General features: G+C 62.6%; 27 protein-coding genes and 2 pseudogenes. 12 read left to right on the forward strand and 17 right to left on the reverse strand.

What is annotated here, in order from left to right:
- Positions 1 to 12 precede the first annotated feature (12 nt).
- Positions 13 to 288, forward strand: coding sequence for a hypothetical protein (locus Y708_RS0112690; protein ID WP_028280232.1), 276 nt, complete (start codon positions 13 to 15; stop codon positions 286 to 288).
- 189 nt (positions 289 to 477) lie between these two features.
- Here Y708_RS0112690 and Y708_RS24805 read toward each other — a convergent pair whose 3' ends face one another.
- Positions 478 to 705: a hypothetical protein gene (locus Y708_RS24805; RefSeq protein WP_035776233.1), complete on the reverse strand. Its 228-nt coding sequence runs from the start codon at positions 703 to 705 to the stop codon at positions 478 to 480.
- 12 nt (positions 706 to 717) lie between these two features.
- On the opposite strand from Y708_RS24805, the gene Y708_RS29205 reads away from it, so the two are divergent.
- Entirely contained in the window at positions 718 to 879 is a 162-nt protein-coding gene (locus Y708_RS29205) for a hypothetical protein (RefSeq protein WP_155853845.1), read from the forward strand.
- A 463-nt stretch (positions 880 to 1,342) separates the two neighbouring features.
- Here the strand turns inward: Y708_RS29205 and Y708_RS0112705 are convergent, their stop codons facing one another.
- The 3 genes from Y708_RS0112705 to Y708_RS24810 all read right to left on the reverse strand — a co-directional run bounded on the left by Y708_RS0112705 (position 1,343) and on the right by Y708_RS24810 (position 4,262).
- Complete coding sequence (locus Y708_RS0112705) at positions 1,343 to 2,659, reverse strand: MFS transporter (RefSeq protein ID WP_028280235.1); 1,317 nt, start codon at positions 2,657 to 2,659, stop codon at positions 1,343 to 1,345.
- Positions 2,660 to 2,713: 54 nt separating this feature from the next.
- The gene (locus Y708_RS0112710) at positions 2,714 to 3,253 is read right to left on the reverse strand and encodes a carboxymuconolactone decarboxylase family protein (protein WP_028280236.1); all 540 of its coding nucleotides are present in this window, start codon (positions 3,251 to 3,253) and stop codon (positions 2,714 to 2,716) included.
- Positions 3,254 to 3,425: 172 nt separating this feature from the next.
- Positions 3,426 to 4,262, reverse strand: a complete 837-nt coding sequence (locus Y708_RS24810; protein WP_051478966.1) for a hypothetical protein — start codon at positions 4,260 to 4,262, stop codon at positions 3,426 to 3,428.
- Positions 4,263 to 4,806: 544 nt separating this feature from the next.
- Here Y708_RS24810 and Y708_RS24815 point away from each other — a divergent pair.
- A pseudogene (locus Y708_RS24815) lies at positions 4,807 to 5,119 on the forward strand (metal-sensitive transcriptional regulator).
- Positions 5,120 to 5,430: 311 nt separating this feature from the next.
- On the opposite strand, the gene Y708_RS0112730 reads toward Y708_RS24815, so the two are convergent.
- On the reverse strand, positions 5,431 to 6,156 hold the full coding sequence (locus Y708_RS0112730) for a TetR/AcrR family transcriptional regulator (protein ID WP_028280237.1): 726 nt from the start codon (positions 6,154 to 6,156) through the stop codon (positions 5,431 to 5,433).
- A 193-nt stretch (positions 6,157 to 6,349) separates the two neighbouring features.
- Here Y708_RS0112730 and Y708_RS24820 point away from each other — a divergent pair, with 193 nt between their 5' ends.
- The 6 genes from Y708_RS24820 (at position 6,350) to Y708_RS0112760 (ending at position 13,936) form a co-directional block, all read left to right on the forward strand.
- Positions 6,350 to 7,408, forward strand: a complete 1,059-nt coding sequence (locus Y708_RS24820) for an NAD(P)-dependent alcohol dehydrogenase (RefSeq protein WP_253905803.1) — start codon at positions 6,350 to 6,352, stop codon at positions 7,406 to 7,408.
- A gap of 474 nt (positions 7,409 to 7,882) precedes the next feature.
- Entirely contained in the window at positions 7,883 to 8,635 is a 753-nt protein-coding gene (locus tag Y708_RS0112740) for a DUF2306 domain-containing protein (RefSeq protein WP_253905804.1), read from the forward strand.
- Positions 8,636 to 8,698: 63 nt separating this feature from the next.
- The gene (locus tag Y708_RS0112745; protein WP_028280239.1) at positions 8,699 to 11,431 is read left to right on the forward strand and encodes a winged helix-turn-helix domain-containing protein; all 2,733 of its coding nucleotides are present in this window, start codon (positions 8,699 to 8,701) and stop codon (positions 11,429 to 11,431) included.
- A gap of 159 nt (positions 11,432 to 11,590) precedes the next feature.
- A complete protein-coding gene (locus Y708_RS24825; protein WP_051478967.1) occupies positions 11,591 to 12,232 on the forward strand; it encodes a dimerization/docking domain-containing protein in 642 nt (213 codons plus the stop codon).
- A 690-nt stretch (positions 12,233 to 12,922) separates the two neighbouring features.
- Positions 12,923 to 13,612 (forward strand): hypothetical protein, encoded by a 690-nt coding sequence (locus Y708_RS24830; RefSeq protein WP_035776236.1) that lies wholly within the window; start codon positions 12,923 to 12,925, stop codon positions 13,610 to 13,612.
- Positions 13,613 to 13,690: 78 nt separating this feature from the next.
- The gene (locus tag Y708_RS0112760) at positions 13,691 to 13,936 is read left to right on the forward strand and encodes a hypothetical protein (RefSeq protein WP_035776237.1); all 246 of its coding nucleotides are present in this window, start codon (positions 13,691 to 13,693) and stop codon (positions 13,934 to 13,936) included.
- 430 nt (positions 13,937 to 14,366) lie between these two features.
- Here Y708_RS0112760 and Y708_RS0112765 read toward each other — a convergent pair whose 3' ends face one another.
- The 9 genes and pseudogenes from Y708_RS0112765 to Y708_RS0112805 form a co-directional block, all read right to left on the reverse strand.
- The gene (locus Y708_RS0112765) at positions 14,367 to 15,005 is read right to left on the reverse strand and encodes a response regulator (protein WP_028280241.1); all 639 of its coding nucleotides are present in this window, start codon (positions 15,003 to 15,005) and stop codon (positions 14,367 to 14,369) included.
- Entirely contained in the window at positions 14,969 to 15,295 is a 327-nt protein-coding gene (locus tag Y708_RS24835) for a VOC family protein (protein WP_051478968.1), read from the reverse strand. Before Y708_RS24835 ends, Y708_RS0112765 begins: the two co-directional genes overlap by 37 nt.
- A 61-nt stretch (positions 15,296 to 15,356) precedes the next feature.
- Entirely contained in the window at positions 15,357 to 15,656 is a 300-nt protein-coding gene (locus Y708_RS0112775; protein WP_155853846.1) for a hypothetical protein, read from the reverse strand.
- Between the two features lie 90 nt (positions 15,657 to 15,746).
- Positions 15,747 to 16,364: a hypothetical protein gene (locus Y708_RS0112780; RefSeq protein ID WP_155853847.1), complete on the reverse strand. Its 618-nt coding sequence runs from the start codon at positions 16,362 to 16,364 to the stop codon at positions 15,747 to 15,749.
- Positions 16,365 to 16,369: 5 nt separating this feature from the next.
- Positions 16,370 to 16,798: a hypothetical protein gene (locus Y708_RS0112785; protein ID WP_155853848.1), complete on the reverse strand. Its 429-nt coding sequence runs from the start codon at positions 16,796 to 16,798 to the stop codon at positions 16,370 to 16,372.
- Positions 16,799 to 16,879: 81 nt separating this feature from the next.
- Positions 16,880 to 18,006 (reverse strand): annotated as a pseudogene (locus Y708_RS24840) (MFS transporter).
- Positions 17,984 to 18,379 (reverse strand): winged helix-turn-helix transcriptional regulator, encoded by a 396-nt coding sequence (locus Y708_RS24845; RefSeq protein WP_081746771.1) that lies wholly within the window; start codon positions 18,377 to 18,379, stop codon positions 17,984 to 17,986. Before Y708_RS24845 ends, Y708_RS24840 begins: the two are co-directional and overlap by 23 nt.
- An 8-nt stretch (positions 18,380 to 18,387) precedes the next feature.
- Positions 18,388 to 19,110 carry a hypothetical protein gene (locus Y708_RS24850; protein ID WP_051478971.1) on the reverse strand — a complete coding sequence of 241 codons (723 nt, stop codon included), beginning with the start codon at positions 19,108 to 19,110 and terminating at the stop codon, positions 18,388 to 18,390.
- 194 nt (positions 19,111 to 19,304) lie between these two features.
- Positions 19,305 to 19,649 carry a hypothetical protein gene (locus Y708_RS0112805; protein ID WP_028280245.1) on the reverse strand — a complete coding sequence of 115 codons (345 nt, stop codon included), beginning with the start codon at positions 19,647 to 19,649 and terminating at the stop codon, positions 19,305 to 19,307.
- Positions 19,650 to 19,836: 187 nt separating this feature from the next.
- Here Y708_RS0112805 and Y708_RS0112810 point away from each other — a divergent pair, with 187 nt between their 5' ends.
- Positions 19,837 to 21,420, forward strand: a complete 1,584-nt coding sequence (locus Y708_RS0112810) for a DHA2 family efflux MFS transporter permease subunit (RefSeq protein WP_028280246.1) — start codon at positions 19,837 to 19,839, stop codon at positions 21,418 to 21,420.
- A 29-nt stretch (positions 21,421 to 21,449) separates the two neighbouring features.
- Here Y708_RS0112810 and Y708_RS0112815 read toward each other — a convergent pair whose 3' ends face one another.
- Complete coding sequence (locus Y708_RS0112815) at positions 21,450 to 21,851, reverse strand: hypothetical protein (protein ID WP_028280247.1); 402 nt, start codon at positions 21,849 to 21,851, stop codon at positions 21,450 to 21,452.
- Between the two features lie 97 nt (positions 21,852 to 21,948).
- On the opposite strand from Y708_RS0112815, the gene Y708_RS0112820 reads away from it, so the two are divergent.
- Positions 21,949 to 22,743 (forward strand): tryptophan-rich sensory protein, encoded by a 795-nt coding sequence (locus Y708_RS0112820; protein WP_035776239.1) that lies wholly within the window; start codon positions 21,949 to 21,951, stop codon positions 22,741 to 22,743.
- A gap of 19 nt (positions 22,744 to 22,762) precedes the next feature.
- On the opposite strand, the gene Y708_RS0112825 is transcribed toward Y708_RS0112820, so the two are convergent.
- Both Y708_RS0112825 and Y708_RS0112830 read right to left on the reverse strand, forming a co-directional pair.
- Positions 22,763 to 23,620 carry an NAD-dependent epimerase/dehydratase family protein gene (locus tag Y708_RS0112825; RefSeq protein ID WP_028280249.1) on the reverse strand — a complete coding sequence of 286 codons (858 nt, stop codon included), beginning with the start codon at positions 23,618 to 23,620 and terminating at the stop codon, positions 22,763 to 22,765.
- Positions 23,617 to 24,621, reverse strand: coding sequence for an aldo/keto reductase family protein (locus tag Y708_RS0112830; protein WP_028280250.1), 1,005 nt, complete (start codon positions 24,619 to 24,621; stop codon positions 23,617 to 23,619). Before Y708_RS0112830 ends, Y708_RS0112825 begins: the two co-directional genes overlap by 4 nt.
- 130 nt (positions 24,622 to 24,751) lie before the next feature.
- Here Y708_RS0112830 and Y708_RS0112835 point away from each other — a divergent pair, with 130 nt between their 5' ends.
- Positions 24,752 to 25,825 carry a lipid II:glycine glycyltransferase FemX gene (locus Y708_RS0112835; protein WP_028280251.1) on the forward strand — a complete coding sequence of 358 codons (1,074 nt, stop codon included), beginning with the start codon at positions 24,752 to 24,754 and terminating at the stop codon, positions 25,823 to 25,825.
- The last annotated feature ends 182 nt before the right edge of the window (positions 25,826 to 26,007 follow it).

Raw genomic sequence — 26,007 nt, forward strand, 5'->3', positions numbered from 1 at the left:
GACACATTCACCATGGAACAGAGCACCGGAAGCTGCTGCAGCCCCAAGCCCAGCACCACGCCCAGCACGGAAACCCAGGCCCAGGACCTGCACCTGGGTACCCGCCCCCAGCAGGGCGAGAACGCCATCGCCTACTGCCCCGTTATGGTCGGCACGCCCGTGGTGAAGGCCGAGGCTGAGGCCAAGGGTCTCTTCCGCGACTACGACGGAGAGCGGTTCTGGCTCTGCTGCGCTGGCTGCGGCCCGGCCTTCGACGCCGAACCCGCCGAGTACGCCCACGCCAGCTAACCCTGCGCACCAGCAGGACGGCAAGGGAGGCGGTGACCATAGTGGCCACCGCATCCCTTGCTGTCCAGTGACGGCCGAAAAAGCCAAGGGGTTCGGAACCCAGAAGTAATAATGCGTAAGGCAGCCCCACTGAGCGAGAAAGCAGATGCCGTGCAGACGTCATCGCCGTTCTGATCCCGTTGCGCACGATTAAAAACGCAACTCCGCGTCGTGCTCAACGAGGCCATCACCAACTTCGCTCTTCCCACCATCCAGTCCGACCTCAAGATCAGTCAGGCCACCCTGCCCTGGGTAGTGAGCGCCTCCACCCTCATGTTCGGCGCGCTCCCGCTCTTCGGTGGACGCCTCGGTGACCTCTACCGCCGATCGCGCATCCTCCGTCGGCATCGTGGTCTTCACCCTCAGTGCCCTGGTCACGGGGTTCGCCCGATGCCGCAATCATCATCCACAGTCGGGTTCCTGCTCGGCGGGCTACTCACCGGCACACTGGGATGGAACTCGGCGTTCTTCATCAATGTCCCGATCGCGATCCTCGCGCTGCTGGGAACGAGAACCCACGTTCAGGTCGAACCGGATCAGGGGACGCATTGACATCACCGGCGCATCACTGGCAACCGGTGAAATGGCGGCTCTTGTCTACGCCGGCACCCGCAGCGGTGAACATGGATGGGGGACGTGGGAACCGTCTTGCTCCTAACCTTCGCGTTGATCGCGCTGGCGCTGTTCCTGATCGTCCAGACGAGCGTAAAGCATCCGATGATGCCGCCGCACATCCTCAAAAATCGCAGCCGCGGCGGAGCGTACATCGGGGATGTCCCTCCCGGGCTTTGGCACCATGAGCATGTTCAACTTGCTCAGCCACTACCTGCAGCAGGTCCTCGGCTTCACCCCGCTCCAGACGGGCCTTACGTGGCTCGGGGGTGCTCTGCCGCCTGTGATGAGCGTCATGGAGGCCGGACCGAAAGTGCGTTTAAACCCACGATGCCAAGGGCCTGGGTCCCTGGCATCGTGGGTTTGCTCTCGTGCAGAGAGCTGAGCTCACTGCACGAGGTGTTTACGCCGTGCGTGTGGAGGAGCATTGGCAAGCGGCAAGGGTTCCTTGGGCTGCCTCTGTCACCGCAAGGTCCAGCGGTTCGGGACTCACACGGTCGCGGCGTGCCGCAGCTTCGCCTTCGCCGGTGTCGGTGCGTGGCCAGAGTGCGACGGCGGTGACGGCACCCAGGACGGCGAGCACTGCCAGGATGAACCAGGTGGTCGTGAAGCCCACGCTCGTACCGATCCAGCCCGCGATGGGATATGTCAGGAGCCACGCGAGGTGGGAGAGCGAGAACTGGGCGGCGAAGACTTCGGGTATGCGGTTCGGTTCGACCGAGGCGCGTAGGACCCTGCCCGTAGGTGTGACGATCAAGGCCATACCGCCGCCGATCACTGCCCAGACCAACGCGGTACCGAGATACGTCGCCGCGCCAGTCGCCGTGAGAACCACGGCTCCTGCCGTCCCGGCAACGAGCACTACTGCGCCGGTAACCATGACAGTACGTTCGGCGACGCGATCCAGGACGCGCGGAAGGATGAGTGCCGTCAACAGCGTCCCGCCGCCAGAGGCGGCGAGCATCCAGCTGACGTCCGTTTGTGAGCCGCCGAGTTCGTCGCGCACATAGTTGACCGTGTTCACGATCACGATGGATCCTGCCGCGGCCACAACCAGGTTCAGTGCCATGATGCCGCGTAGCCTTGGCGTCCGGACGAAGGTCCTGATCCCTGCGGCGGCCCGGTCCCACGCTTTGGTGTGGGCGCTGAGACGTGCGTTGGGGATGCGGGTGGAGAGCACCAGCCCAGCCGAGACGATGAACCCGACCGAGGTCCCGGTGAACAGCCAGTTGAAGGTCATGAAGCTCAGGGCGAGCGCTGCGAGCACCGGGCTCAGAAGGCTTTCCATGGTGTAGGCAACCTGGGAGGCCGAGAGGGCGCGCGTGTACGCGTTCTTATCAGTCACAATGTCGGGAATCACGGCCTGGAATGTCGGGGTGAAAGCGGCCGATGATGCCTGCAGCAAGGCGATGAGGACGTAGATCTGCCAGATTTCGGTGCCGAACGGCAGTCCCAGGACCACACCTGCTCGTACGACGTCCAGGGTCACCAGGAACGCCCGACGGGGAATCCTGTCCGCGTAGGCCGCTGCGAGTGGGGCGATGACCACGTAGAGGACCATCTTGATGGTTAGGGCGGTGCCGAGAACGGCGCCGGCGTTGGGGCCCGCGAGGTCGTACGCGAGTAATGCGAGGGCGACGGTCGCCAGGCCGGCCCCGAAGAGGGCGATCACTTGGGCGCTGAAGAGGTGGCGATAGTCGCGGATGGCGAACAAGCGCATAGTCCTGTTCCTTTCCATGCGTGGTTCGGCTGGTATCCGCAGCCGAACCGGGGTTTAGGGCCTGCGGCCGGAGGAGGGGCGGTGCGGGGTCAGGCCGGCAACGAGGTTGAATGCTCCCGTGAGGATGTTCAATGACACGACGCCGACGACGTCGGTGATCTCGCGGTCGCTGTAGCCGTGGTCGTACAGGGCGAGGATCTGCTCGTCTGTGATGGACGTCGGTTCCCGATAAACCTGGAGCCCCAGGGCGATCATCGCCGCGACACCAGGGTCCGCCGACGTTCCGGCCCGGGCGCGATCGATTTCCGCGTCGTCGATCCCGAGCGCGAAAGCGGCACTGATGTGCGATTCCAGGCACAGGCCACACCCTTGCCGGGTTTGGACGGCGATCGAGATCAGTTCGCTGACCTTCCGGCTGAGCTTGGCCCGCTTCATGGCACGGCTGAGCTGCAGGTAACCGGTCAGGACGGCGGGGGAGTGCGCCATGGTTGCGACCATGTCGCCGATCTGGCCGTGTCGGGATACCAGGTCGGTCAGAAGGTCGCGGGAGGCACCTGTTGCTGTCTGGGGAGTAAGTCGAGCGAGGCGAGGCATGATGATCTGATCCTTTGGCGGGATGTGCAAGGTGACGAAGCTGTCTTGAACCTGTTGTGAGGCGGAGGGACATCGGCCGACGGCGGCGGCCCGGGGTATCCGGTCCGGTCGATGCCTGTCGGGCGCGCCGGTTTTCTAGGTCGTGCGGTGCGCCCGTCGGGTCGTGGTTACATCAGGATGTAGTTGGCGCAGTCGCGTGGACAGTGAACTGTACTGTCCGGACGGTGTCCTCGTGCTGGAAGTCCAGGTGGAGGCGGTAGGTACCGGCCGATGGGGCGACAGCGAAGAACGAGACCTTCGGTCCCGGCTTCGTATGCCCGTCGCCCGGGCCGCCTTCCGGGTGTACGTGGAGGTAGGCGAGATCGCCTCCCCGCAGCGCCACCAGATGACCGAAAGCTCCCAGATAGGGCTGGAGGTCGGTTACGGGTTGGCCGTTCCTGCTGACGGTAAAGGTCAGCTCGGTGGCCTCGTTCGCCACGAGCTCGCCCTCAAGCGTCACGGTGTAAGTGCTTAGCTGCACCGTCCGGTCCGCGGCGGGCAGCTGCTGCGGCTCATACGTGCCGCCGACGAAGGCATCGATACCCAGGGTCATCGGCTGACCGTGCCCGACTGGGTGGAAGTCGGCGAAGATCCGCCAGACACCGGGGTTCAGGTTCAGGTCGATGCTCCAGGTTCCGGAAGCGGCTCTCACCGGATGTACGTGCTGGAAGTGGGCCATGTCGCGACGGACGGCGATCAGGTGCAGTTCCTTCTCATGCGAATCCTGGTGCTCAGTGACCGGCTGCCCATCGGGTCCGATGATCCTGAAGCTCACAGTCTGCAGTCCGCTGCCCAGGATCGGGGAGTCCAGCCTGAGAGTGTAGCCATGCTCGGAAACGAGCACTCCGCCAGGCTGGGTGCTGCCATGCCCGGCATCGTGCCCGGCACTGTGCCCCTGGGAGCTGTTCTCGCCGTGATCGGTGCCGCCCCCCTGGCCGTCGTGGTTTGTGTGATCGAGTTCGTTCGTCATGTCGTTCCCATCTTTCGTTGTCAACTCTGGTTGAAGGACCAGTCCGCCAGGATGTAGGCGGTAAGTTCCTGTTCGTTCCTTAGATCAGCACCCTTGTAGTGTCTGTCCACCACTAGAACCATATACCCCCATGGGGTATTCCGTCACCGTAGCGGCGCTCTTGCCTCTGCCGGGCTATGACGGGGTTGTCGGATTGAATTTGAATCATAAGCGCTGCCCCTCAGGGGGTACCCGCGAAGGCGGTTTGCTGGGGAATAGCGGGGCCGATCGCAAGAAGCGGGCATCCCGAGTAGTAGCACGATGTGAGCAGCGCATCTCCCAATTCCGGCCGCTGGACAATCCCACCTACGGCTTCCCGCCTGCATGGCGATAGGCTCCCACACCAAGAAGCTCCGGTGACGGCAACACTGCGGTGGGTGGCCGGGTGTCTCCTGAGATGCGCGGCCCGCGCCGCACTCTACTCGGTGCCAGACCACGTTTCCTCTTCGCCGGGGAAGTACAAACCTCAATGACGCTAGAAGGACACTCATGACCGCCTCAGTAAATGGAAACCTCTGACGCGGACTGCCACACGACCGACGGCTACATCACGGACAAGGACCGCTACCCGGCGCGCCTGAAGCGGATCGAGGGCCAGGCTCGAGGCGTTGCGCGAATGGTCGATGAGGAGCAGTACTGCATCGACATCCTCACCCAGATTTCAGCCCTCACTGCCGCGCTTCGCGGGGTAGCGCTGGGACTGCAAGATGACCACATGAAGCACTGTGTGCTGGACGCCGCTCAGCTCAACCCCCGGGGCCGCCGAAGCCACGATGCAGGAAGCATCCGAAGCAATCGCGCGTTTCATGCGCTCCTGACCAGTGGGTGTTAGATCAGTCCAGTCCTGGTCAGCCCTGTTCGCGCGCCCGGTAGCGCGGACAAAGTCCGCTACAGCTCAGGTCGAACGCCTCGCTCCGCCGGGTGTCCGCCGTCACGGCGCAATTGGCATCCCCAAAAAGCGCCAACAGCTCCTGATTTTCTGTCTGACAGTCAGCATCAGATGCCAGTGTCGGACCGGTGGGGGCGCTGAGGTATGAATGAGGAGCTAAGCCCTGCCTGCGCTCTTGCTGGCTTCGGAGCACATTGAGCGAATCCTGTGGCGCGGAAGCATGCCATCGCGTACGAGCAGTTAAATACTGCCGCCCCGTCGGGATCGGCCGGTCGATGTCCACTGCCGCTGGTGGAGCCTTTCGAATCCATCCAGGAGGAGATCCAGCGCGAACTCGAACTCGAACTGATCGTCGCAGCCTTGACCGACAACGGACTCCCCCTGGTGGGAAGCGGCCATGGCCATCTCCACGATGTGCGGGTATTTTTCCGCCATCTCGCTGAACATGGCAGCCTGCAATTCCGGATCAACACTCTGCGATTCGGTTTGCGAGTCGTCGAACACCTCCTGGGTGAACCCCCACATGCGGCTGCCCACGGCATGCATCACGTGATGGGTCAGATCGACGGTGAACCCGCCGGCCCGGAATATTCCGATCATCGAGTCCATGTACCCCAGCACCACCGGTGACTTGTTGGTTCGAGACTCAATCACCTGACGCGCCCAAGGGTGACGAAGCAGGACCTGCCGGGCGGAGAGGATCCTCTGCCGGACCGCGTTCTTCCAGTCGATTCCGCGGATCTGGGTGTCGATCTCACCGATGACCACGTCCACCATCCCGTCCAGCAACTCCTCCTTGCTGGACACATGCTTGTAGAGCGCCATCGGCACGACGCCCAGTTCCCCGGAGAGACTGCGCATGCTCAGTGACTCTATTCCGGCGTTGTCTGCCAGCTCAACGGCGGCGCCCAGCACCCGATCGCGGCTAAGTGGAGCCCGGCGCTTAGCCTCAACGCGCTCAGTCATCAGCATCATCCTTCCTTGACAACCGTTTCGAATCTGCCAGCCCTTGACAAGTGTACAACGTACACCTACTCTTTGAGGACCATTCAGGTGTACGTCGTACACCAGCCAGCGAATCGACGGTCATTGAGCTGAATGGCCGACCCCATTCCGCCGATCCGGACACATCATTGACCCAACAGACAGAGGACTTCGAATGAACCAATCGGAGAAGAAGAACATCATGAAAGTTGCCGCATACCGGCATTTCGGCTCCCCGGAGGTGGTTTCGCTCGTGGAGCTACCCAAACCATCACCAGGCCGCGACCATGTGCTCGTGAAAGTGCACGCGAGCACAGTGAGTGCCGCCGACTACCGCGCCCGCAGCCGCAACGTACCCAAAGGATTGGGGATCCTCGCCGCCTTTGGGCTCGGCATCTTCAGGCCGCACAACCCGATTCTCGGGATGGATGTCGCCGGCGTTGTCGAGGCTGTCGGCGCGAATGTCACAACATTCAAGCCCGGAGATGAGGTAATCGCGATGCTCGGCGCCAAGTTCGGCGGTCACGCCGGGTATGTGTGCGTGCCGCAGAAAGGTGCGATCACTGTCAAACCCCGCAACATGTCTTTCGAGGAGGCGGTGACACTTGTCTTCGGTGGACTCACAGCGCTCGGCTTCCTGAACCGTGCCGCCCTGAAGCCGGGTGGCACCATCCTGGTCAACGGAGCCTCCGGTGCGGTGGGAACAGCGGCGACACAGCTTGCACAACACATGGGTGCGCATGTCACCGGCGTGTGCAGCAGCGCCAACAGGGAACTGGTCAGCTCACTGGGTGCAGACCGGGTGATCGACTACGCCGAGCAGGACTTCACCACCGAGGGCAGGACCTACGACGTCATCATCGACTGCGTGGGCAATGCGCCCTTCGAGCGCGTCGAAGCGTTGATCAACCCGGGCGGGACACTGTTGCTGGTCATCGCTGACCTCAAGGAAATAGTCCGGGCGGCCGGCCGCAGCCGAAAAAGCGGAAAACTGGTCACTGCGGGCAACATTAAGTACACGGCTGAAGACCTGGCGTTCCTCGTCAGCCTTGCAGAATCGGGCCGGTACAAGGCGGTCACAGACCGTACCTATCGTCTCTCTGACATAGTCGAAGCGCATCGCTACGTCGAGACGGGACGCAAGACGGGCAACGTCGTTGTGCAGATCGCGGCCGGCTCACCTGGTCCGGACTTGGCGACGGTCAGCGCCCATCCGTACACCCCATCCCCTTGACGGGACCGTGGATCACTGTACTAAGGGCGCTCCGGACCACCCTCTTCAGAAACTGCGGAGAACTTCTAATCCGTGGTGAAATCGTTGACCGGGTGGATGCGTGGGCCATTGCCGTTCCTCGACCTTGAGGAGGATGATGGGCATTAGTCGGCGTCAAAGGTGGCGCCGCGTGTCCTCCGTTCGTGGAGGTACGGCCGCCTTATCAGCGCAGAGCTGCGACGCTGTCCGATTGCAATGAGGCGAGACTCGTGTCTCGACAGCGTTCACAAAATTTCCTGGCCCTATTCGCTGGACTGCATGCACAGGCAGAGCGAATGCCGACGAGCGGGACCCGTCGGCCCACCGAAATCCATCCCCGTTGACCTCCGTGGGCGCGCCCCAAACAGCAAGGGCCGGCCAGCAGGTGAGCCAGCTCCTCTGCCCTGTGGCTAACCCCCGTACCGCCGGGCCAGCCTATCGAACAAAGGAATTCCAATGAGCTTCATCAGAAAGACCGTGTCCGACGGGATGCCTGAAACCACCCGTCGTCCGTCCGGTCAAAGACCTTGGGCCTCGTGGCTCGTTGTCGCCTCCTTGCTCTTCCTCAGCCTCGTCCCGGTGGTCGCCGGGTCAGTGCGCCTGACCGAATTAACGGGAGGTGAGATCACACCGGATAACGCCCGGTTCTTTGACTCGCCGATTCCCGTGCTGATTCACATTCCCACTGTCACCGTGTACTTGCTGCTTGGGGCGTTCCAGTTCGTTCCTTCGCTTCGCCGCAGCAAGCGCGGCAGGGTCAGCTGGCATCGTGTTGCGGGACGTATTCTCGTGCCAACGGGTCTCCTTGCTGCCCTGTCCGGTTTGTGGATGGCGGTTTTCTACGACCTGCCGCCCCTGGACGGGTTTCTTCTTCTCGTTTTTCGGCTGGTCTTTGGAACGGCCATGGTGGTAAGCCTCATCCTGGGATTCCTCGCAGTCCGCCGACGGGACTTTGTCCGGCACAGTGCATGGATGTCCCGTGCCTACGCCATCGGCATAGCCCAGGGAACGATTGTTGTGGTGACGATTCCCTGGGTCCTTCTGGTTGGCCCGGCGGATGAGCTGACCCGCGCACTGCTGATAGGCGCATCATGGGTGATCAGCCTGGTCGTAGCCGAATACTTCATCCACCGACGGGCACGGGCGTCACGGCGGATCTCCCGACCTGCCGGCCGACCCGTTGAACCAAAACCAGATGTTGCGCGATGACGGGCGCGGTTCTCGGACGGCGCTCCAGAGATCACCCACACTAGCCTTCCATATGATGGGGTAATGGCGACACCGGTGCTGGTTACGAAACTCTTCATCCCGCCATCCCGGCCCCGGGCCGTAGTCCGCCCGCGGCTCATTGAACGGTTGAACGAGGGTCTTCGCTCCGGCAGCAAGCTGATCCTCATTTCGGCTCCGGCCGGTTTTGGAAAGACCACGATGCTCAGCGAGTGGATCGCATCGTGTCAGCGACGTAAACCGAAGGTTCAAGTCGGTTGGCTGTCCCTAGACGAACGTGATAACGACCCGTCCCGCTTCCTGACGTATCTGGTCGCCGCCTTACAGAATGTCGACGCCGGTATCGGTTTGGACGATCCAAACCAACAGTCGTCTCAGCCGCAGCCGGCCGAACCGACGCTTACAGCCGTCATCAACGAAGTGGCTCAGTCGCCGCACCACATCATCATGGTGCTTGATGACTTCCACCTGGTTGAAGCCGCTCCGATCCGTGACGCCCTCAACTTTCTGCTTGACCATCTTCCGTCGAACCTGCATCTGGCGATAGCCAGCCGCTCGGATCCGCTTATTCCGCTGGCCCGGTTGCGGGCCAGAGGCGAGCTGACTGAATTGCGTGCCGCTGACCTTCGCTTCAGCCTTGATGAAGCTGCCGTGTTCCTCAATCAGGTGATGAACCTGAGGCTCTCGGCCGGAGACATTGCAGCCCTGGAGTCCCGAACCGAGGGCTGGATTGCCGGCCTGCAGTTGGCCGCGCTGTCCATGCGGGACAGCACCGATGTCGCCGGTTTCATCCACGCGTTTACCGGCAGCCACCGTTTCGTGATCGATTATCTGGTCGAGGAGGTGCTGCTGCACCAGCCTGAGCATGTCCGCAGGTTCTTGTTTCAAACCGCCATTCTTGATCGGCTCAGTGGTTCTCTATGCGAAGCAGTCACCGGGCAGGAAGACGCCAGTATGATCCTGGAGGCACTGGAACGTGGCAATTTGTTCGTCGTTCCGATGGATGACCGGCGTCAGTGGTATCGCTACCATCACCTCTTCGCGGACGTCCTCCGGGCACGGTTCCTGAAGGAAGGACGCGATCACATACCGGGCCTGCACGGACTCGCCAGCCAATGGTACGAGAGGAATAATCTGCCGGAGGACTCGGTGCGGCACGCGCTTGCCGCCGAGGACTTCGAGCGGGCGGCGATCCTCATCGAAACCGCCCTGCCAGACATGCGGCGCCGCAGACAGGATGCGATGTTGCTGGGCTGGCTGAAGACCCTCCCGGACGACGTTGTCCGCCGCAAGCCCGTGCTCAGCGTCTTCTGCGCGCATATGATGCTCGTCTCCGGTGACCTCGACGCGGTCGCGGTCCGGCTGCGGGACGCCGAGCAGGGGCTTGCCGCCTTGACCGGAGCGGGCGGGCTAAGGGTTGCGCCAGGGGCCGAAATCTCTGTCGTTAACGCAGAAGAACTGCGGACGCTGCCGGTGACAATAGCTGTTTACCGTGCCTCCCTGGCCCAGGCAGTGGGCGATGTGGCTGGCACCGCGGAACACGCACAACGCGCACTCGAGCTTGCGCAACCGAATGATCACCTTGGGCGTGCCTCGGCGGCCGGGTTCCTTGGGCTGGCGTCGTGGGCGTACGGGGACCTTGAGGCTGCCCTGCGGAGCTTTGCGGAGGTCAGCACCAGTCTGCGGATGGCCGGCAACACGGCTGATGTGCTCGGTACGACGATTGTGCGGGCAGACCTGCTGATCACACAGGGTCGCCTGCACGAGGCACTACGGGCGTACGAGGATGCCCTGCAGTTTGCGGAAGCGCAGGGTGAGCCGGTCCCGCAGGCGACGGCCGATCTGCATGTGGGCATGAGTGAGTTGCACCGCGAGCGTCATGAACTGGAAGCCGCGACAAAGCACCTGCAGAAAAGTGAAGCGCTGGGGGACCAAGCTTCGCTGCCGGAAAACCGGTACCGGTGGTTCGTCTCCATGGCTCGAATCAGGCAGACGGAGGGAGAGCTCGACGCTGCGCTTGACTTGCTCGGCGAGGCGCAGCGTCTGTATCTGCGGGGTTTCCTGCCGGATGTGCGTCCGATTGGGGCATTGAAGGCACGGTTTTGGGCCGCGCAGGGGAGGTTCGCCGACGCCCTGAAGTGGGCGGAGGAGCAGAGCTTGTCCTCGACGGACCCGCTCACCTACCTGCGCGAGTTTGAACACATCACACTGGCCAGGATTCTTATCGCCGAGTACAGGGCCCGCCCGGAGGAAAGCGTGATTCGCGGGGCTTTGGGGCTGCTGGGCCGTCTGCTGGAAGCAGGGGAGGCAGGGGGACGTATCGGGAGCGTCAACGAAATCCTGATATTGCAGGCTCTCGCTCACCATGTGCAGGGAGACGTGCAGATGGCTCTGGTGCCGTTGAGACGTGCTTTGACCCAGGCCGAGCCGGAGGGCTACGTCCACGTTTTTGCGGATGAAGGCGAACCCATGGCGGCGCTCCTGGACGATGCCGCGCAACAGGGAATCGTCCCGGACTACATTCGTCGACTCCGTCGCGCCTTCGTGGTGGTTGCAGGGGACACCCGCGGGCCGCAGTCGATTACTGACCCGTTGAGCGAACGCGAACTACAGGTGCTCAGGCTCCTCAGGACTGAGTTGGGCGGCCCGGAGATCGCCCGCAGGCTGTTCGTCTCCATCAACACGCTGCGCACCCACACCAAGCACATCTTCGCAAAGCTCGAGGTAAACAGCCGTCCCGCGGCCGTCCGCCGTGCAGAAGAACAGGGCCTGCTCTAGCGAGAAGACTGTTTATCACCACCTAAATCACCACGCATGGTGGTGACGCGTCACCACACTCTTCCGTAGATTCCAGTTGTTCCCGGCACCAGCCGCGGGTCACGATGCTGGTCACAGCACCCGCATTTTCGAGCCCTACCCAAGAGACAAGAGCCACAGATGCGTTCAATAGGAACCCCAAAATTTCTGCCTGCAGTACTCGTTAGGATCTTTGCCATTGCCGGATTTCTCTCGGCGGCCATACTGGTGGTGAACGCCGCCAAACGGGCGGGAATCATCCCCACGTCGCCTTTGACCCAGCTTGCCGCACCTGTGGCCCAACTCGCCGCTATTGGCCTGGTAATCGGAATCTATATGGTGATCTCCCGAAAAGCCGGCGTGCTGGGAGCCTCAGGCGCTGTGCTCTCGGTAACGTCGCTGGCCGGCCTCGTCGGCGTCGAATTTGTCCTCAACCTTGTCTTTCCCTACGTTGATCCGGCTGTGATCACAGCACTGCGAGGCGGCCCGCTCGGTATCGCACTGACAGCAGTCTCCATGTTGTTCCTCATCGGCACCGTCGTCTTCATGTCCGCGCTGTGGCGCACCTCGGGGGTACCCAAGGCCGCGGTAGTCCTCTACACCGCGAGCACGATTCCCATCGCGCTGCGTGCTGTGTTTCCGGAAACTGTCCTGCAGCTGGGCCTCATCGGCCTTGCCGTAGCAATCATCTGGCTTGCCACCTGGCTGCTTCAAAACGTCCCCCGCGAAACCGCCCACGGGTCTTCACTTCAGGGAGTGGCAGCAGGGACAATTGCAGGCTAGGACAGTCTCAGCAAGCCCCATCGCCTTGCGCAATAGCCGCGAAGCCCCGCTGATCCACCCCTGCTCGACCGTCTCGGAGCCAAATACCCCACGCCGGCTCCACGGTTGAGTAGAGGTAGGTAGCGCAACGAATCGCGTTCCCAGGCACTGGTGTCTTTGATCTGACCCGGACGATACGTTAGCCGGTAATCTGACCCTCGAACGTCAGGCACACAGAGCTACATGCGAGCGTCGCGGCGTATGGCTGCCGAAGCTCTCGACTGGAAACCTGCGGAAAGCGTGGGCATGTCGCCGCTGCGATGCGCCGGTATTTGACGGCAAGGTAGGTGTTTTGCTGCGGGAAGCGGAATCGCGGCGGTGCCGAGAGCGGTTTTTAGGTCCTTGTTGCCGGGCAGGATGTGTGAGGACTTGATCCATTCGGCGGATTCGTTCGACCCGGGCCAGACCCCCTGCCCAGGACGCGAGCCGGCCGGGAGTTTCGAAAACGTTCATGTCCGCACCCGTTCGGCGATAATCACTATCCGACCATGTCTCGGTGGGCGGGTCAAAGCAACTCCCACAAGGAGACGCTTGTCAGTCACCACATCAATCACCACGAATGGTGATGACGTGTCACCATGCCGCTCCGTAGATTATGGGTGTCCTTCTGCGCACGCCGTGGGGCAACCCAGATGCAAGGAAAAAACGATAATGAATCTTACAACTTCCACCCTGACCCGAGCGGCCGGTTTGTCCGCCGTCGTGGCCGGGCTGCTCTTCATAGTCATTCAACCGATTCATCCACCGGAGAATGTTGCCACCGTCACCAGCAGCGCCTGGGCGATCGTCGCTTACCTGACCATGATCATGTCCATCTTTGCACTTGTCGGAGTGACCGGAATCTACCTCCGTCAAGTGAAGGAAACAGGTCTACTTGGACTGATCGGGTATCTTCTGTTCGGTTTCGAGTTCGTGCTGGTGACTGTTTGGAGCTTCGTTGAAGCCCTCGTCCTGCCGCCGTTGGCATCTGAGGCGCCGCAGTTTGTTGACACTGTCCTGGGGGTCTTCAACGGCTCCGCTGGCGAGACCAACCTGGGAACCCTCGGAGCTGTGGGTTTGGTGTCATTCGCGCTCTACCTTGTTGGCGCTGTGTTGTTCGGTATTGCCATTTTTCGTGCCGGCGTCCTCTCCCGTTGGGGCGCTATCTTGTTGGCCCTCGGAGCGGCGTCGACCCTGTTGGTTCCTTTCCTGCCGCATGCCGCCGCCCGTTATGCCGCCGTACCGGTCGGATTGGCTCTGATCTGGCTGGGCTTCTCGCTCTGGGCTGAACAGCGAAAGAGTGCAGCGGAGCGTCTGACCGGTATGCAAAGCCCGCAACTCGACCCAACCCCAGCGGTCTGAGCCGGGAAGGACAACCTCCATGAATTGGCAGTCCGCGCCCGGCTTGCCCATCGCAACTGTCAGGCATACGGAATCGCGATGAACGAGACGCCTGTCGAACACCACGACGCGGGAAGATACAAGATCCGAATCCAGGGACACCTGGATGATTGCTGGACCGAATGGTTCGAAGGTCTGTCGCTGACCCGGGAGAGTGATGGAACAACGATGTTGTGTGGTCAGGTTAGCGATCAGGCGGGGTTACATGGGCTGCTCAGAAAAGTGGGCGACCTGGGGATGACATTGATCTCGGTTATTGCCATCGACGGTGAGAGAACGGAGTAAGGAACGCTGCATCGCGGATGTGATTCTGCCCTGAAATGCTAATGCGCAATTTTGAACGATGCCCTTGCCCTCGACCACTTTGCCCGTCCATCCTTCACCCTGAATCTCCAGAGGCACGAAATATCGCTGAAAAGCGATGCCGAGCTTGCGGGTCAATACGCTTCCGTCCGCGTATGTGGTGACCGGACGACGTATGCCCACGACGGAGTTGCCAGGCAACCGTTCGGGAGTGGGACCCAGCGGAAGTAGCGGGAAAGGAGCGATGTCCATCTCTCTCCCGGCAAAGTGGCGAGCGGCCGCGACATGAAACATCGCCGCGTGTGTTATAGCCATGAGCCACGTTTACGACACGCTTTGAACGGGAACAGGCGGGAACCGACGGGTACGATGTCGACATCAATAGATGCAAGATTGCTGGCCAGAAGCCGTTTTAGGGCCGCACCCGCTTTGTTTCGTAGGCCCAGATGACGATTTCTACCCGGTTGCGGACACCGACCTTGTTCATCAGGCTGGCGAGGTGGAACTTGACGGTGCTGAGGCTGATGTGAAGTTCGACGGCGATTTCGGCGTTGGTCCCGCCCCGTGCGACGGCGGCTGCAACTTCTTCCTCCCGGTCGGTCAGTGCGGTGATTGGTTGGGTCCGCTCCGAAGGGGAGGCGGAGTCGGCGAAGCCGGCGAGTAGGCGGGCTGTGATCCTGGGGGCGATGAGGGCGTCTCCCTCGGCGGCGGCGTGGATGGCCTGGACCAACAGCTCTGGTCCGGCGTCCTTGAGCAGGAAGCCTTTGGCACCGGCTCTGAGGGCGCCGCTGATGTATTCGTTGGTGTCGAAGGTAGTGATGACGACGACGGCCAGCGGATCCTCGACGCCGGGTCCGGCGAGCTGGCGGGTCGCCTCGACACCGTCCATCAGTGGCATCCGAATGTCGAACAGGCATACGTCTGGACGCAGCCGGCGGGCGAGCACCACGGCCTCGTGGCCATCGGCGGCTTGGGCAATAACCTCAATGCCGACTTGGGCGTTGAGGATGGTGGTCAGTCCTGTCCGGATAATGGTCTGGTCGTCGGCGATGAGCCCTGGCCCACGTTCCCGCGCCGCGCGCCGAGTGCGAGCAGTCGCTCAAGCTCCTCGGTAGTGGATACGCAGTCAGCCCGCAGGTCGAAATGCAGTCGGTTCTTGAGCGTCTTGCCCTCGGGAATGGCGACCACATCGATGGAGGGCCGGGTTGCATCCGGTGGCGCGATGCTGATGACGTCGCCGTCCTCATCGACAACATGCCAACCGAGGACAGCGCACCAGAAATCGGCCACCACTCGTGGCCGGACTGCGTCAACGGCGATAACAGCTAGTTGGCTGGGCATGGCGCCACGATAGCCCGGGAGGTTGGGTGGGGGGCCGCGAACGGCTTACCCGACGTTGGGATCAGGCGGCTTCGGCGTGCCGGAGTTCATGCCCCCAGCCTCCGTGGTCAGCGTCCCGGAGGTTCCCTGCCTCGTCGCAGCAGAGGTCCACCGGCTCGCCGTGGCCATCGCACGCAGGATCCGTGCAGCGCTCAGCCAGGGAACCTGCATACTCGTCCGAGAAGTTCATTTCCCAATCGTCCACGCGGCTGATGGCCCAGGCATCCCCGCCGTCGGCCAGTGAACGAAGTTCTACTATGCTGTACCGGCGCCCGCGCTCGGGGTGCCGGACTTCCTGCTGTGAATATGTTGAAGTGTTCATGCCATCAAGGTAGCGGCGGCCTCCGACATTTTGCTGTGCGAAGGTCTCCACGCGGTCGACCGCCAGGTTCCTGTCCTGCCTGCTCGCGAACTACCCCACCGGCCGCAGGGCCGACTGCACGGCGATCATGTCCGCACCATATTGCCGGTCGAAATACTCCTGGAGGGTGCCGTCGTCGTGGAATACCACCAGCAGCACATAACCGTTGGTGATCGAAGATATGAGCACCTCCCCATTTGTCGGGTCCAGTATTTCTGTCTGGATGGCTAGTAATTCATCTTCACTGCCTGCGCCGGGATTACTCCCGTCCAGTCGAGGATCGGGCTGATCCGCCGGTGGATCGTATAGAGATAGTGGAATGGGATTCTGGGTGAGCGTGAATTCGGTGCCGTCCCACGTGCCCTGCACCGCATAAGAGCCCCACGTCACGCCCGAAGCTGTCTCCGACTGCTCTACAGAAGCCCAGTCCCAACCCACTATTTCCGGTCCGCTGCAACTGGGCGGGTAGGACTCCTGGATCATGCCCAGACATAGTTTCGCGGGCAGATTCTCCTTTTGAAGCACTGTTCCCTGCCCAATCAGCTCCCCTTCGGCGGGAGGGTCAAACGGCGGCTCGCTGGGTGTCGCGTTGCCACCTGCTTCGGTACCGCACGCCGCAAGGGAGAGTGCCGCCGTCGTCATCACAACGGCTCGGATGATTCGATTCACGCCGGTCACCAGAGCGCTTCAAGGTCGGTATGGGCCGCGGCGAGCAGGCGTTCCCGGTTGTCCAGGATATCCACGGGGCGCTCACCGGCAAGGTATCCGTTGGGTACACAAAGCCATTGGAGTAGATGACGGTCTTTCCACCCGGCTTCCAGGCCTAACTGTGCCACTTCGGCGATGACCGGATGCACAACTCCAACCTGCCGGTCGAACTGGAAACCCGGGTAAAGGACACGGCCCGCCTTCGTTGCCACCCCGAGGATGCGCCGCTCTGCCGCGAGGCATCCCGCGGGAGGACTGCTGGAACGGAGGAGCACATCCACCTCTCCACCCGTGAGCAATCCGAACTCGTTCTCAATGGCAACCCACCGTGCGCACGCCGCTCTGGCCGACCGGGTTGGCCGTTCGGAGGTGACAGGGACTGGGCCGCCTCTCATAGCTCTAAAGGTACTGCTCTGGAGCACTTTTAGATATGCCAGTTCCGGATCGAAACCGAAACGGAATTCAGGGTTTAACCGCTACGAAAATGGAGACGTATCCAAAGCATCCACGCGGGCTTCCGGAGGCCGCACTTTCTGCTTGCGGATAACCAGGCTGAGCACTGCTGCGACGGTGCACAGCGCCGCCGCACCGAGCCACGCATACGTGTAACTGCCGGTCGAATCGCGTATGAAAACCGCGGCAAACGCAGCAATTGCAGCCCCGATCTGGTGAGCCGCGAACACCCAACCAAAAACGATGCCGCCGTCCGCACCGAAGACATCCCGGCAGATCGCGGATTTTCGGGTTGAACCGGTCAGTCAGCCACCCCGACGCGATGGTGCCCGCAATGTCGAACAGGTCCACCACCATAAGGAGGCCAGCCGCCGTCGCCATGGGCATCCCATGGTCATGCGCGGACGGGATGAAATGGGTGCCGATCAGCCCGTTGGTGGTGGCACCGCAGATTGCAAAGCCGGCCGCCAACGCCCAGAACGTCCGGCTCATCCAGGTACGACGCCGGATCCGCACCGTAGGCGTGCACACCCACTTCGCGCGGCGAGTTGCGGATCCACCTCAGCACCAGGGGTACGACGGCGATCGCGCCGGCTGCGATCAGCAGGGAGGCGCCGCGCCAACTGCTGCTCTCCACCATCACGGCGATGAGTGGCAGGAAGACAAGTTGCCCTGCGGCGCTGCCGTCGGTGAGGATGCCAACCACCAGGCCGCGGCGTTTAACGAACCAGGTGTTGGCGATGGTCGCTGCAAACACCAGAGCGATCGATCCGGTGCCTAACCCAATGAGCACGCCCCAGGTCAGCACAATCTGCCACGGTTTCACGACGAAGACCGTCAGCCCGCTTCCAGCACCGATTACCAATAGGGCGATGGAGGTCACCCGCCGGATCCCGAAGCGGTCCATAAGCGCTGCCGCGAACGGCGCGGCCAGGCCGAAGAACACTAGATTGATGCTCACGGCCAGGGACAGAATGCTGCGTGACCAGCCAAACTCCTCCTCAAGCGGCACCATCAGCACTCCTGGAGCGGCCCGGAAACCGGCCGACCCAACAAGTGCCAGGAAGGCGACGGCTGCCACGATCCATGCCGGGTGAACCCGGTGGGCTTTGGCGCCGTGCGGTGTCTTAAGCGCCCGCTCGGCTTTCACGCTGAGCGCCCGACGGCGGTTGGAGGACGGACATGTGGGCTCGCTCGTTCGGCGCGCTCATGTGCTTCTCGGACCACTGCACAACGGCGTTCAGCACCGGCAGCAGATCTTCGCCCTTGTCGGTGAGGCGATACTCCCAACGCCGGCGGCTGCCGTCGTACGGGGTCTTGATCAGAAGCCCGTCATCCACCAGTCTGCCCAGGCGTTTGCTCAGCACACTGGCCGCCGCGCCCAGACGCTGCAACATCCCCTCGAAGCGGAAGTTGCCGAAAAATACTTCGCGCATGATCATCATGCTCCACGGGTCGCCGAGCACGTCGAGGCCGCGGGCGATGGGACAGTTCTTTTGGGACCCATCTGAACGGAAGGGCATAGGGGAAACTAGCTAACTCTCTTGAAGAAAGCTAGCTTCTTTATGCTCCCGCCAGCAGCTCCCGCCAGCAGCTCCCGCAGAACGCCCAGGCGCTCGTGCCAGAACTCCGTCAACCGCGCATGAGCCTCCGCGTCCGCGACCCCGAGATGTCTCAACGCAACCTGCGAGCGGCTCTCATCTTTGGCGGTGAAGTACAGGGCAATACGGCCGCCGTCCCCGCCAAGATAGCGCCCGCTGATGGAGCTGCTTTCAGCCTTTTGGTCATTGAGCTGGAGGAGATCTCCGGGCAGCCATCGCTCACGCGCTGCAGGATCGGTGAAGGCCGCGATCAGCCGTTCACGGGAAACCGGGACAGACTTACTCGCGTTGGATTCGAATTCTCCGGTCATCCGCTGCCCGAGCGCGCGCTGACCGGTGCAGCGCTCATATTCCACAGTGATGCCCTGCGCCCACCAGCCATCCACGCCGCGGTCCTGTACGAGCCACCGGGCAATCTCTGCATGCTTATGGGTGTGCGCTTCCCAGGCGTCGAGGACCGCAAACCATGCAGCCCAATCCTGTCCGGTTGCCTGGGCCAGCGACGCCGAGGAAATCGTCGGCTTTTCCGGCAGTGCGGTTGCGGGCCGCTTGCTTTCGCCGGGTACAACCTGCCGCCGGGCGGCAGTGTAGCTCTCGCCGGTTTTCTCCATACGGGCGCGAACGTGCTCTTTGAGGGATTTCTGCCTGGTCATTGCTGCTCCTACGGCGGATCCGCCGCATCACCCACGCTGATACGGCCCCGCCGGGAGGGCTATGATCCGGCGCTCCGAGAACATAGTGGCTCCCTTTACCCCGCGCGGCCGGCGGCGTGAGCGCCGGCAAAGAGGTCAGGCGCGGAACAGCGCCGGCAACAAATCTACCAGCCTACGGCTCACCCGGATAAGGCTTACGACGACGGCGCTTCGCAGGCTTCTTGGAGGTCGTTCACGGACTCGGAGGGAACCTCATCGCCCGCTTCGGCGATCCGGGCGAGCGGCTCGGTGATCTCCGTTGTGACGCCAGCTGTTTCGGCGGCGGATACCAGGCTGCCCAAGAGCTCCTTGTCCTCAAGGCCGGCCAGTCCGTCCTCGACCAGGGTGCAGATCTGGGCCTGCACTTCACTGGCGGCGGCGCTCGTCACCTCGGAGACGGTGTCTTCAACGACCTGCCCGGCCGTATCCTCGATCTGACTGCACCCGACAAGAAGGGCAGCGATGGGCAGGAGCATGAAAAGTGCTGAACGGGATTTCACTCTGCCATTCTACGTGCCGCTTGTAAACCGCAGGTTCGTTGCCTTGGCGCAACGTACGCGGGCGCTTATCCGCGAACCTTGCGAGTAGGCAACAAACCTGCGGATTGGGGCCGCAGGTGCCCGGGTGGAATAGCCGGCGTACGCGCGGTGTTTCGCTTATCACATCGGCACAACCGAAGAGGTCCAGATGGACAGCGGTGCAACAGCTACGGGCATACGGTTTTCGTCCGCGGCGGGACGCTGGATCCTGCTTGCTTCAATCCTGGGTTCCGGGTTAGCGGGCATTGACGCGACTGTGGTCAATGTTGCCCTTCCCGCCATCGGGGCGGATCTTGGCGCCGACTTTGCCACCCTCCAGTGGACTGTCACCTCCTACACTCTGACCCTGGCATCCTTCATTCTGTTGGGCGGCTCGCTGGGTGACCGGTTTGGCCGCCGGCGGATCTTCGTCATTGGCGTCATCTGGTTTGCCGTGGCCTCATTGCTGTGCGGCATCGCGCCAAACGCCGAGGTGCTGATCGCCGCGCGGACTCTCCAAGGAGTCGGCGGAGCGCTGCTGACGCCGGGCAGTCTTGCCATGATCCAGGCCTCCTTTATGCCCGATGACCGTGCCCGGGCCATCGGCGCCTGGTCCGGACTCGGGGGAGTGGCCACCGCGATTGGACCATTCCTGGGCGGGTGGCTGGTTCAGTTTGCCTCCTGGCGCTGGGTGTTCCTGATCAACGTGCCGTTGGCGCTTGCCGTCGTCGTCATTTCACACCGCCATGTGCCGGAGTCCCGCGGCCGCGCCAACAGCGGACGGCTGGACATCCCCGGAGCCGTGTTGGGTGCTGTTGCGCTCGCCGGTGTCACATATGCGTTGATCGAAGCGCCGGCGATGGGCCTGGCGTCCTGGCCCGTGCTGGTGACAGCCGCTATCGGGATTGCCGCGAGCGTCGCGTTTGTGGTGGTGGAGCGGCGAAGCCGGAATCCCATGCTTCCGCTCGGCATCTTCCGCTCGGCACAGTTCAGCGCGACCAACGCGGTGACGTTTGTGATCTACGGTGCCTTTGGCGTAATCCTGTTCCTCTTGGTGGTGCATCTGCAAGTGGTGTCGGGCTTCACCCCGATCGCATCGGGGACGGCGTTGCTCCCGGTGACCATCCTGATGCTGCTTTTATCAGCCCGCGCAGGGGCGCTCGCCGCCCGGATCGGGCCGCGCATTCCCATGAGCGTGGGGCCGGCGATCTGCGCTGTGGGACTTGCCTTAATGCTCCGGATCGGCGAGGACGCGTCCTATGTGTTTGACGTGCTCCCCGGGGTGATCGTCCTGGGGCTTGGACTTTCGCTGCTGGTGGCGCCGCTGACCGCGACCGCCCTGGCCACCGTCGACGACGAACATGCGGGCCTGGCCTCCGGAGTCAACAACGCCGTGGCACGCGCCGCCGCGCTGATCGCCATCGCCGTTATCCCGGCCGCTGCGGGTCTCACCGGCGAGGTATATACCAACCCCGGGGCTTTTGCGGAAGGGTTCAGGACCGCTGTGCTGATTGCCGTCGTCGCGCTCGTTGCCGGGGCGCTCCTGGCCGCGCTCACCATCCGAAACGTCAACCTCACAACGGACGACGACGGCGGCGTGCCGGAAGGCGAAGCGGTCCCGGAAGGCGCGGCGCACCGGGCCCGGGGCGAGGCCAGCCTCCGGCACTGCGCCGTGGACGGACCGCCCATCGGTACGGGGGCGGCGCATGAGGCGTATGCGGCGGAGGGTGGCGGATCTCCGCGCACTCGCTAGAGCGAGTTTGGTCGATCACCGGTGGGCGATCAGCGGTCCAGATCATCCGGTTCAAACTGGCTGAGTGGTGAGCCGCCGAAGTTTGCTTCGTCGTCGCTCGCGTCCGCTTCGGTATCATCCATCGGGTCGCCGAAGTCCACGTCGGAGGCAGCTTCGCCCATCGTCGGTTCGTCGGGCGGAATCTGTTCCTCGCCGTCGTTGTACCGGTCTTCCTCGGAACGGTCACGGACGGCCTGGTCGCTTTCCGGGTCAGGTTCACTGCCGGCTCCGGGCTCGTCCTGCAGTAGCGGATCCTGCCGCCACTGGTCCGGGTTGGTCTCAGCAGCTTGCGGGTAGCTGTCCGGCTGCCCGTCGGAAACCGGGTCCAGCGCGTCGGTCTCCACTCCGTCGCCAACCGGGTTTAGTTCTTCGTCGGGAAGATTTTCAGTCATGATCTTTCCTCTCGATGGTGTTCCGCATGAAAGTAAGCTTACTGATCAACTGTATACGGGGGTAGCCCCGGCTAACCAGGACAGGTTGAATGGATCCATGAGAACCCGGACAGATCTCCTCAGGCAAATCACTGTCACCGTCAGCGTGGTGGTGTGCATCGTCGGCTCCATGATCGGAGTGGGCGTCTTCGGCGGTACCCCGATTGCGGAGGCCGCCGGGGGAGCGCTGAGTGCCAGCGCCACGCGGCTGGCCCCTGCCGGTGCGGCCTTCTCCATCTGGACCGTGGTCTACGCGGGACTCGTGGCTTTCACCATCTGGCAGTGGCGGCCGTCCCAAAGAACCAGCCCACGCCAGCGTGCGCTCGGCTGGCTGGTTGCCGCGTCGATGCTCCTCAACGCCGCCTGGATCCTCAGCATTCAGGCCGGACTGCTGAATCTCAGTGTCGGCATCATCGTGCTGCTGCTCGTTGTCCTTGCCGTCGCCTTCCGCCGGTACACCCGGGACACTGCCAGCACCTGGCCCGAGGCAGTCGCAGTCGACGGAACGCTTGGCCTCTACCTGGGCTGGGTCTGTGTGGCGGTGTGCGCCAACATTACGGCGGCGCTGACGGCGGCAGGATTCGACGGCTTCGGGATCAACCCGGACGCGTGGGCCACAGCGGTCCTCTTTATTGTCGCGGCCGTTGGCGTCCGCCTGGCCAAGGTGGGGCGCGGTCGTTTGGCGTTCGCCGCCGCCGTGGCCTGGGGGCTGGCCTGGATTGCGGTGGGCCGCTTCGCCGGCCCACTTGAATCAACGACGACGGCGGCTGCCGCCCTCACCGCTGCTGCAGTGGTGGTGATTGCCGCCGTCGTTATCCGTGTCCGCACGCTATCCCGGCCCGCGCACCCGTAAGCCTGCGCGCGTGGGCCGCCTATCCGGCGTCGTTCACATGGTCCCGCCAACTGTGCTGGGGATCGAAACCGAGAATCTCACGCGCCTTATCGATGGACAGGAGCGTTTCATGCTCGCCCACGTCCTTGACGAGTTCGACGCCGGGAAACACTTCCGCTGCAAGTGACGCGCTGGAGCGGCTCATCACTGTGTCCGCGGCGGCAATGATGAACCGATCAAAGCCGGGCGCCGCATTTTCCAGGGCACGCAGCACCGATTGGGCACCGTCGCGGCCGTCGATGTAGCCCCACAGGTTCCACTTGCGCTTCATTGGATCGTCATCGAAGGACGGGAACGCCTCGTAATCATCCGGATCCATGACGTTGGAGAACCGCAGCGCCGTGATGCTCAGCGTCTGGTCCCACCGCGTGAGTTGGATGGCCATCTGCTCTTCCAGATGCTTGACCAGTGAGTAGGTGCTTTCCGGCCGCGCGTCATAGTTCTCGTCCACCGGAATGTAGGGAGGATCCTCGTCGAATGGCAGGCCCAGCACCGTCTCGCTGGACGCGTAGACAATCCGTTTGATCCCCGCGCGTCTGCAGGCCTGGAACACGTTGTAGGTGGAGAGCATGTTGTTGTGGAAAGTGGCGGCATCGGGCTGGAGCCCGGGCGCGGGAATGGCGGCAAGATGTACGACGGCGTCAAACCCCGAGTGCCTGTCATCCACCCCCTGCAGCGCATCCGCCACGTGCCCGTAGTCGGTCAGATCGATCTTCAGGAACCCGGGAGTGCGCTCGCCGTACTGATCGAGCGCCAGCACATCGTGTCCGGCTTCCGTCAGCCCGGTGACAACGCTTCTACCCAGCTTTCCGCTGGCTCCAGTAACTGCAAGTCTCATGCTGGCCTCTCTTCGGGGGAAACGGTCTTGGCAGGGTCGCGTTCGGCGAGGGTGCCGATGGCGTCGTCGATCTGTTTCATGATGTCGGCGTCGAGTTTCACGCCGGCTGCAGCGACGTTGGACTTCACCTGGTCGGGGCGGGAGGCTCCGATGATGGCGGAGGCGACGTTGGGGTTCTGCAGCGTCCAGGCGATGGCGAGTTGGGCCATGGTGAGGTCCAATCCGTCCGCGATTGGCTGGAGTTTTTGCACCCCGGTCAGAACGTCGTCGGACATCCAGCGTTTGATCATGTTGGCGCCGCCCTTCTCATCCGTGGCGCGGGTGCCGGCCGGCGGGGCCTGGCCCGGAGCATATTTTCCGGTGAGGACTCCCTGCGCGATGGGCGACCAGACAATCTGGGAGACGCCCAGTTCCTCGGACACCGGGACCACCTTGTCTTCGATGACCCGCCAGAGCATGGAGTACTGCGGTTGGTTGGAGATCAGCTGGAAGCCGAGGTCCTTGGCGAGGGCGTGGCCGTCGCGGAGCTGTTCCGCGGTCCATTCGCTGACGCCGATGTAGAGCGCTTTGCCCGCACGGACCACGTCGGCGAAGGCCTGCATGGTCTCTTCCAGCGGCATTTCGACGTCGTAGCGGTGTGCTTGGTAGAGGTCCACGTAGTCGGTCTGCAGCCGTTCCAGGGAGCCGTCGATGGACTCCATGATGTGTTTGCGGGAAAGCCCGGTGTCATTGTGGCCCTTGGGGCCGGTGGGCCAGTACACCTTGGTGAAGATCTCCAGCGATTGCCGCCGCTCGCCTTTCAGCGCTTCGCCGAGCACTGTCTCCGCGGCAGTGTTTGCGTAGGCGTCTGCGGTGTCAAAGGTGCTGATCCCGGCGTCGAGCGCTGCGCGCACGCATTGGGTGGCGACGTCGTTCTCCACCTGTGAACCATGCGTAAGCCAGTTGCCGTAGGTGAGCTCCGAGATTTTGAGTCCGCTGTTTCCGAGATATCTGAATTCCATACTTCGATGCTATGCCCGCCACACACGGGGGCATAGTGGAGCCCGCCTGGCGGGAGGAAACTCTATGGTCGAAACAGCTAGACTGAATGAGACCAGCCACCAGAAAACAACCTGAGGAATCCGAGGAAATTTGGGTAAGTTCACCGCGCGCTTTGCCACGGCGGAGGAGCAGGCAAACTGGGATGACCTGGTGACTGCCAATCCCAACGGCGGAAATATTCTTCAATCGGCATCCTTCGCCGAAGTGAAATCACACCACGGGTGGCATCCGGTATTCCTGGTCTTCGAATCCGATGACTACTCCACGTATAACCTGGCCATCGAGAAGAAGCTACCGTTACTGGGAAGCCTCTGGTATCTCATCAAAGGGCCGGATGTCGCTGAACCAGCGCATGTGCCCCAGGTTCTCGAAGCCTGCCGGGAGCTGATTCAGCGCACCGGCCGTCCGGTTTTCGCAGTGAAGGTCGAGCCCGACATTATCGATAGCCATGACGTCCGCCGTCAGTTCACGGACGCCGGATTGGTGAAAACCTTCAATCTCCAACCCAATGACCACACGGCGGTACTGGACACCACACCCGAATCCAACCAGCTGCTGCGCAACCTCCATTCGCGGGGCCGTAATGCGGTCCGCCGGGCCATCCGCGAAGGCGTCGAAGTTCATCGGGCAGAACCCACCGATGACAACTTCCGCGCCATGTACAGGTTGATGGCCCACATCGAGGATCGCTCGGCCGCGCGGCTCCGCTCCTACGAGTACTACCAGCGTTTCTGGAACAACTTCGTCAACGCGGGGCAGGGGCGGCTCTACTTTGTTCATGAGGACGGCGAGCCGTCGGTGGGCGCTTTTGTCATCAACTACGGGCGCAAGGGCACGTACAAGGACGGCGGCTCCAAACCGGGGCGCAAGCAGTACGGGGACTCCCATCTGCTGCAGTGGACCGCGATCAACGACCTCAAGGATGAGTGCGGAATCGCGGAGTACGATTTATGTGGCACACCGCCCAGCGACCAGCTCAAAGACACCTCCCACCAGCATCACGGTCTGGGGTTGTTCAAGACGAGCTTCACCAAGACAGTGACGGACTTTGTGGGCTGCTATGACCTGGTGGTCAGTCCGTTGAAGTATCGTGCGTGGAACATTGCGGGGGAGCGGGTAGCCCGGCAGATTTACTGGCGGCGGCATCGCCAGCCGTTCTACTGACCAGGGTCGGAAGGCCCAATAGAGCAATGTAAGGGGTGAAGCTGTGCCAGACAAAACCGGCCCGGGCAATGGCCGGAGCCCGGACACCAACCCGTCACCGATGGCTGGCCAGCTGCCGGTGGTGAAGGGTAGCGCAACCCCGGACAGAGCCAAGTCAAAGATTGCCAAGTCCCAGCCGGATA

This window comes from Arthrobacter sp. H5, from assembly GCF_000520595.1.
Lineage (GTDB): Bacteria > Actinomycetota > Actinomycetes > Actinomycetales > Micrococcaceae > Arthrobacter_D.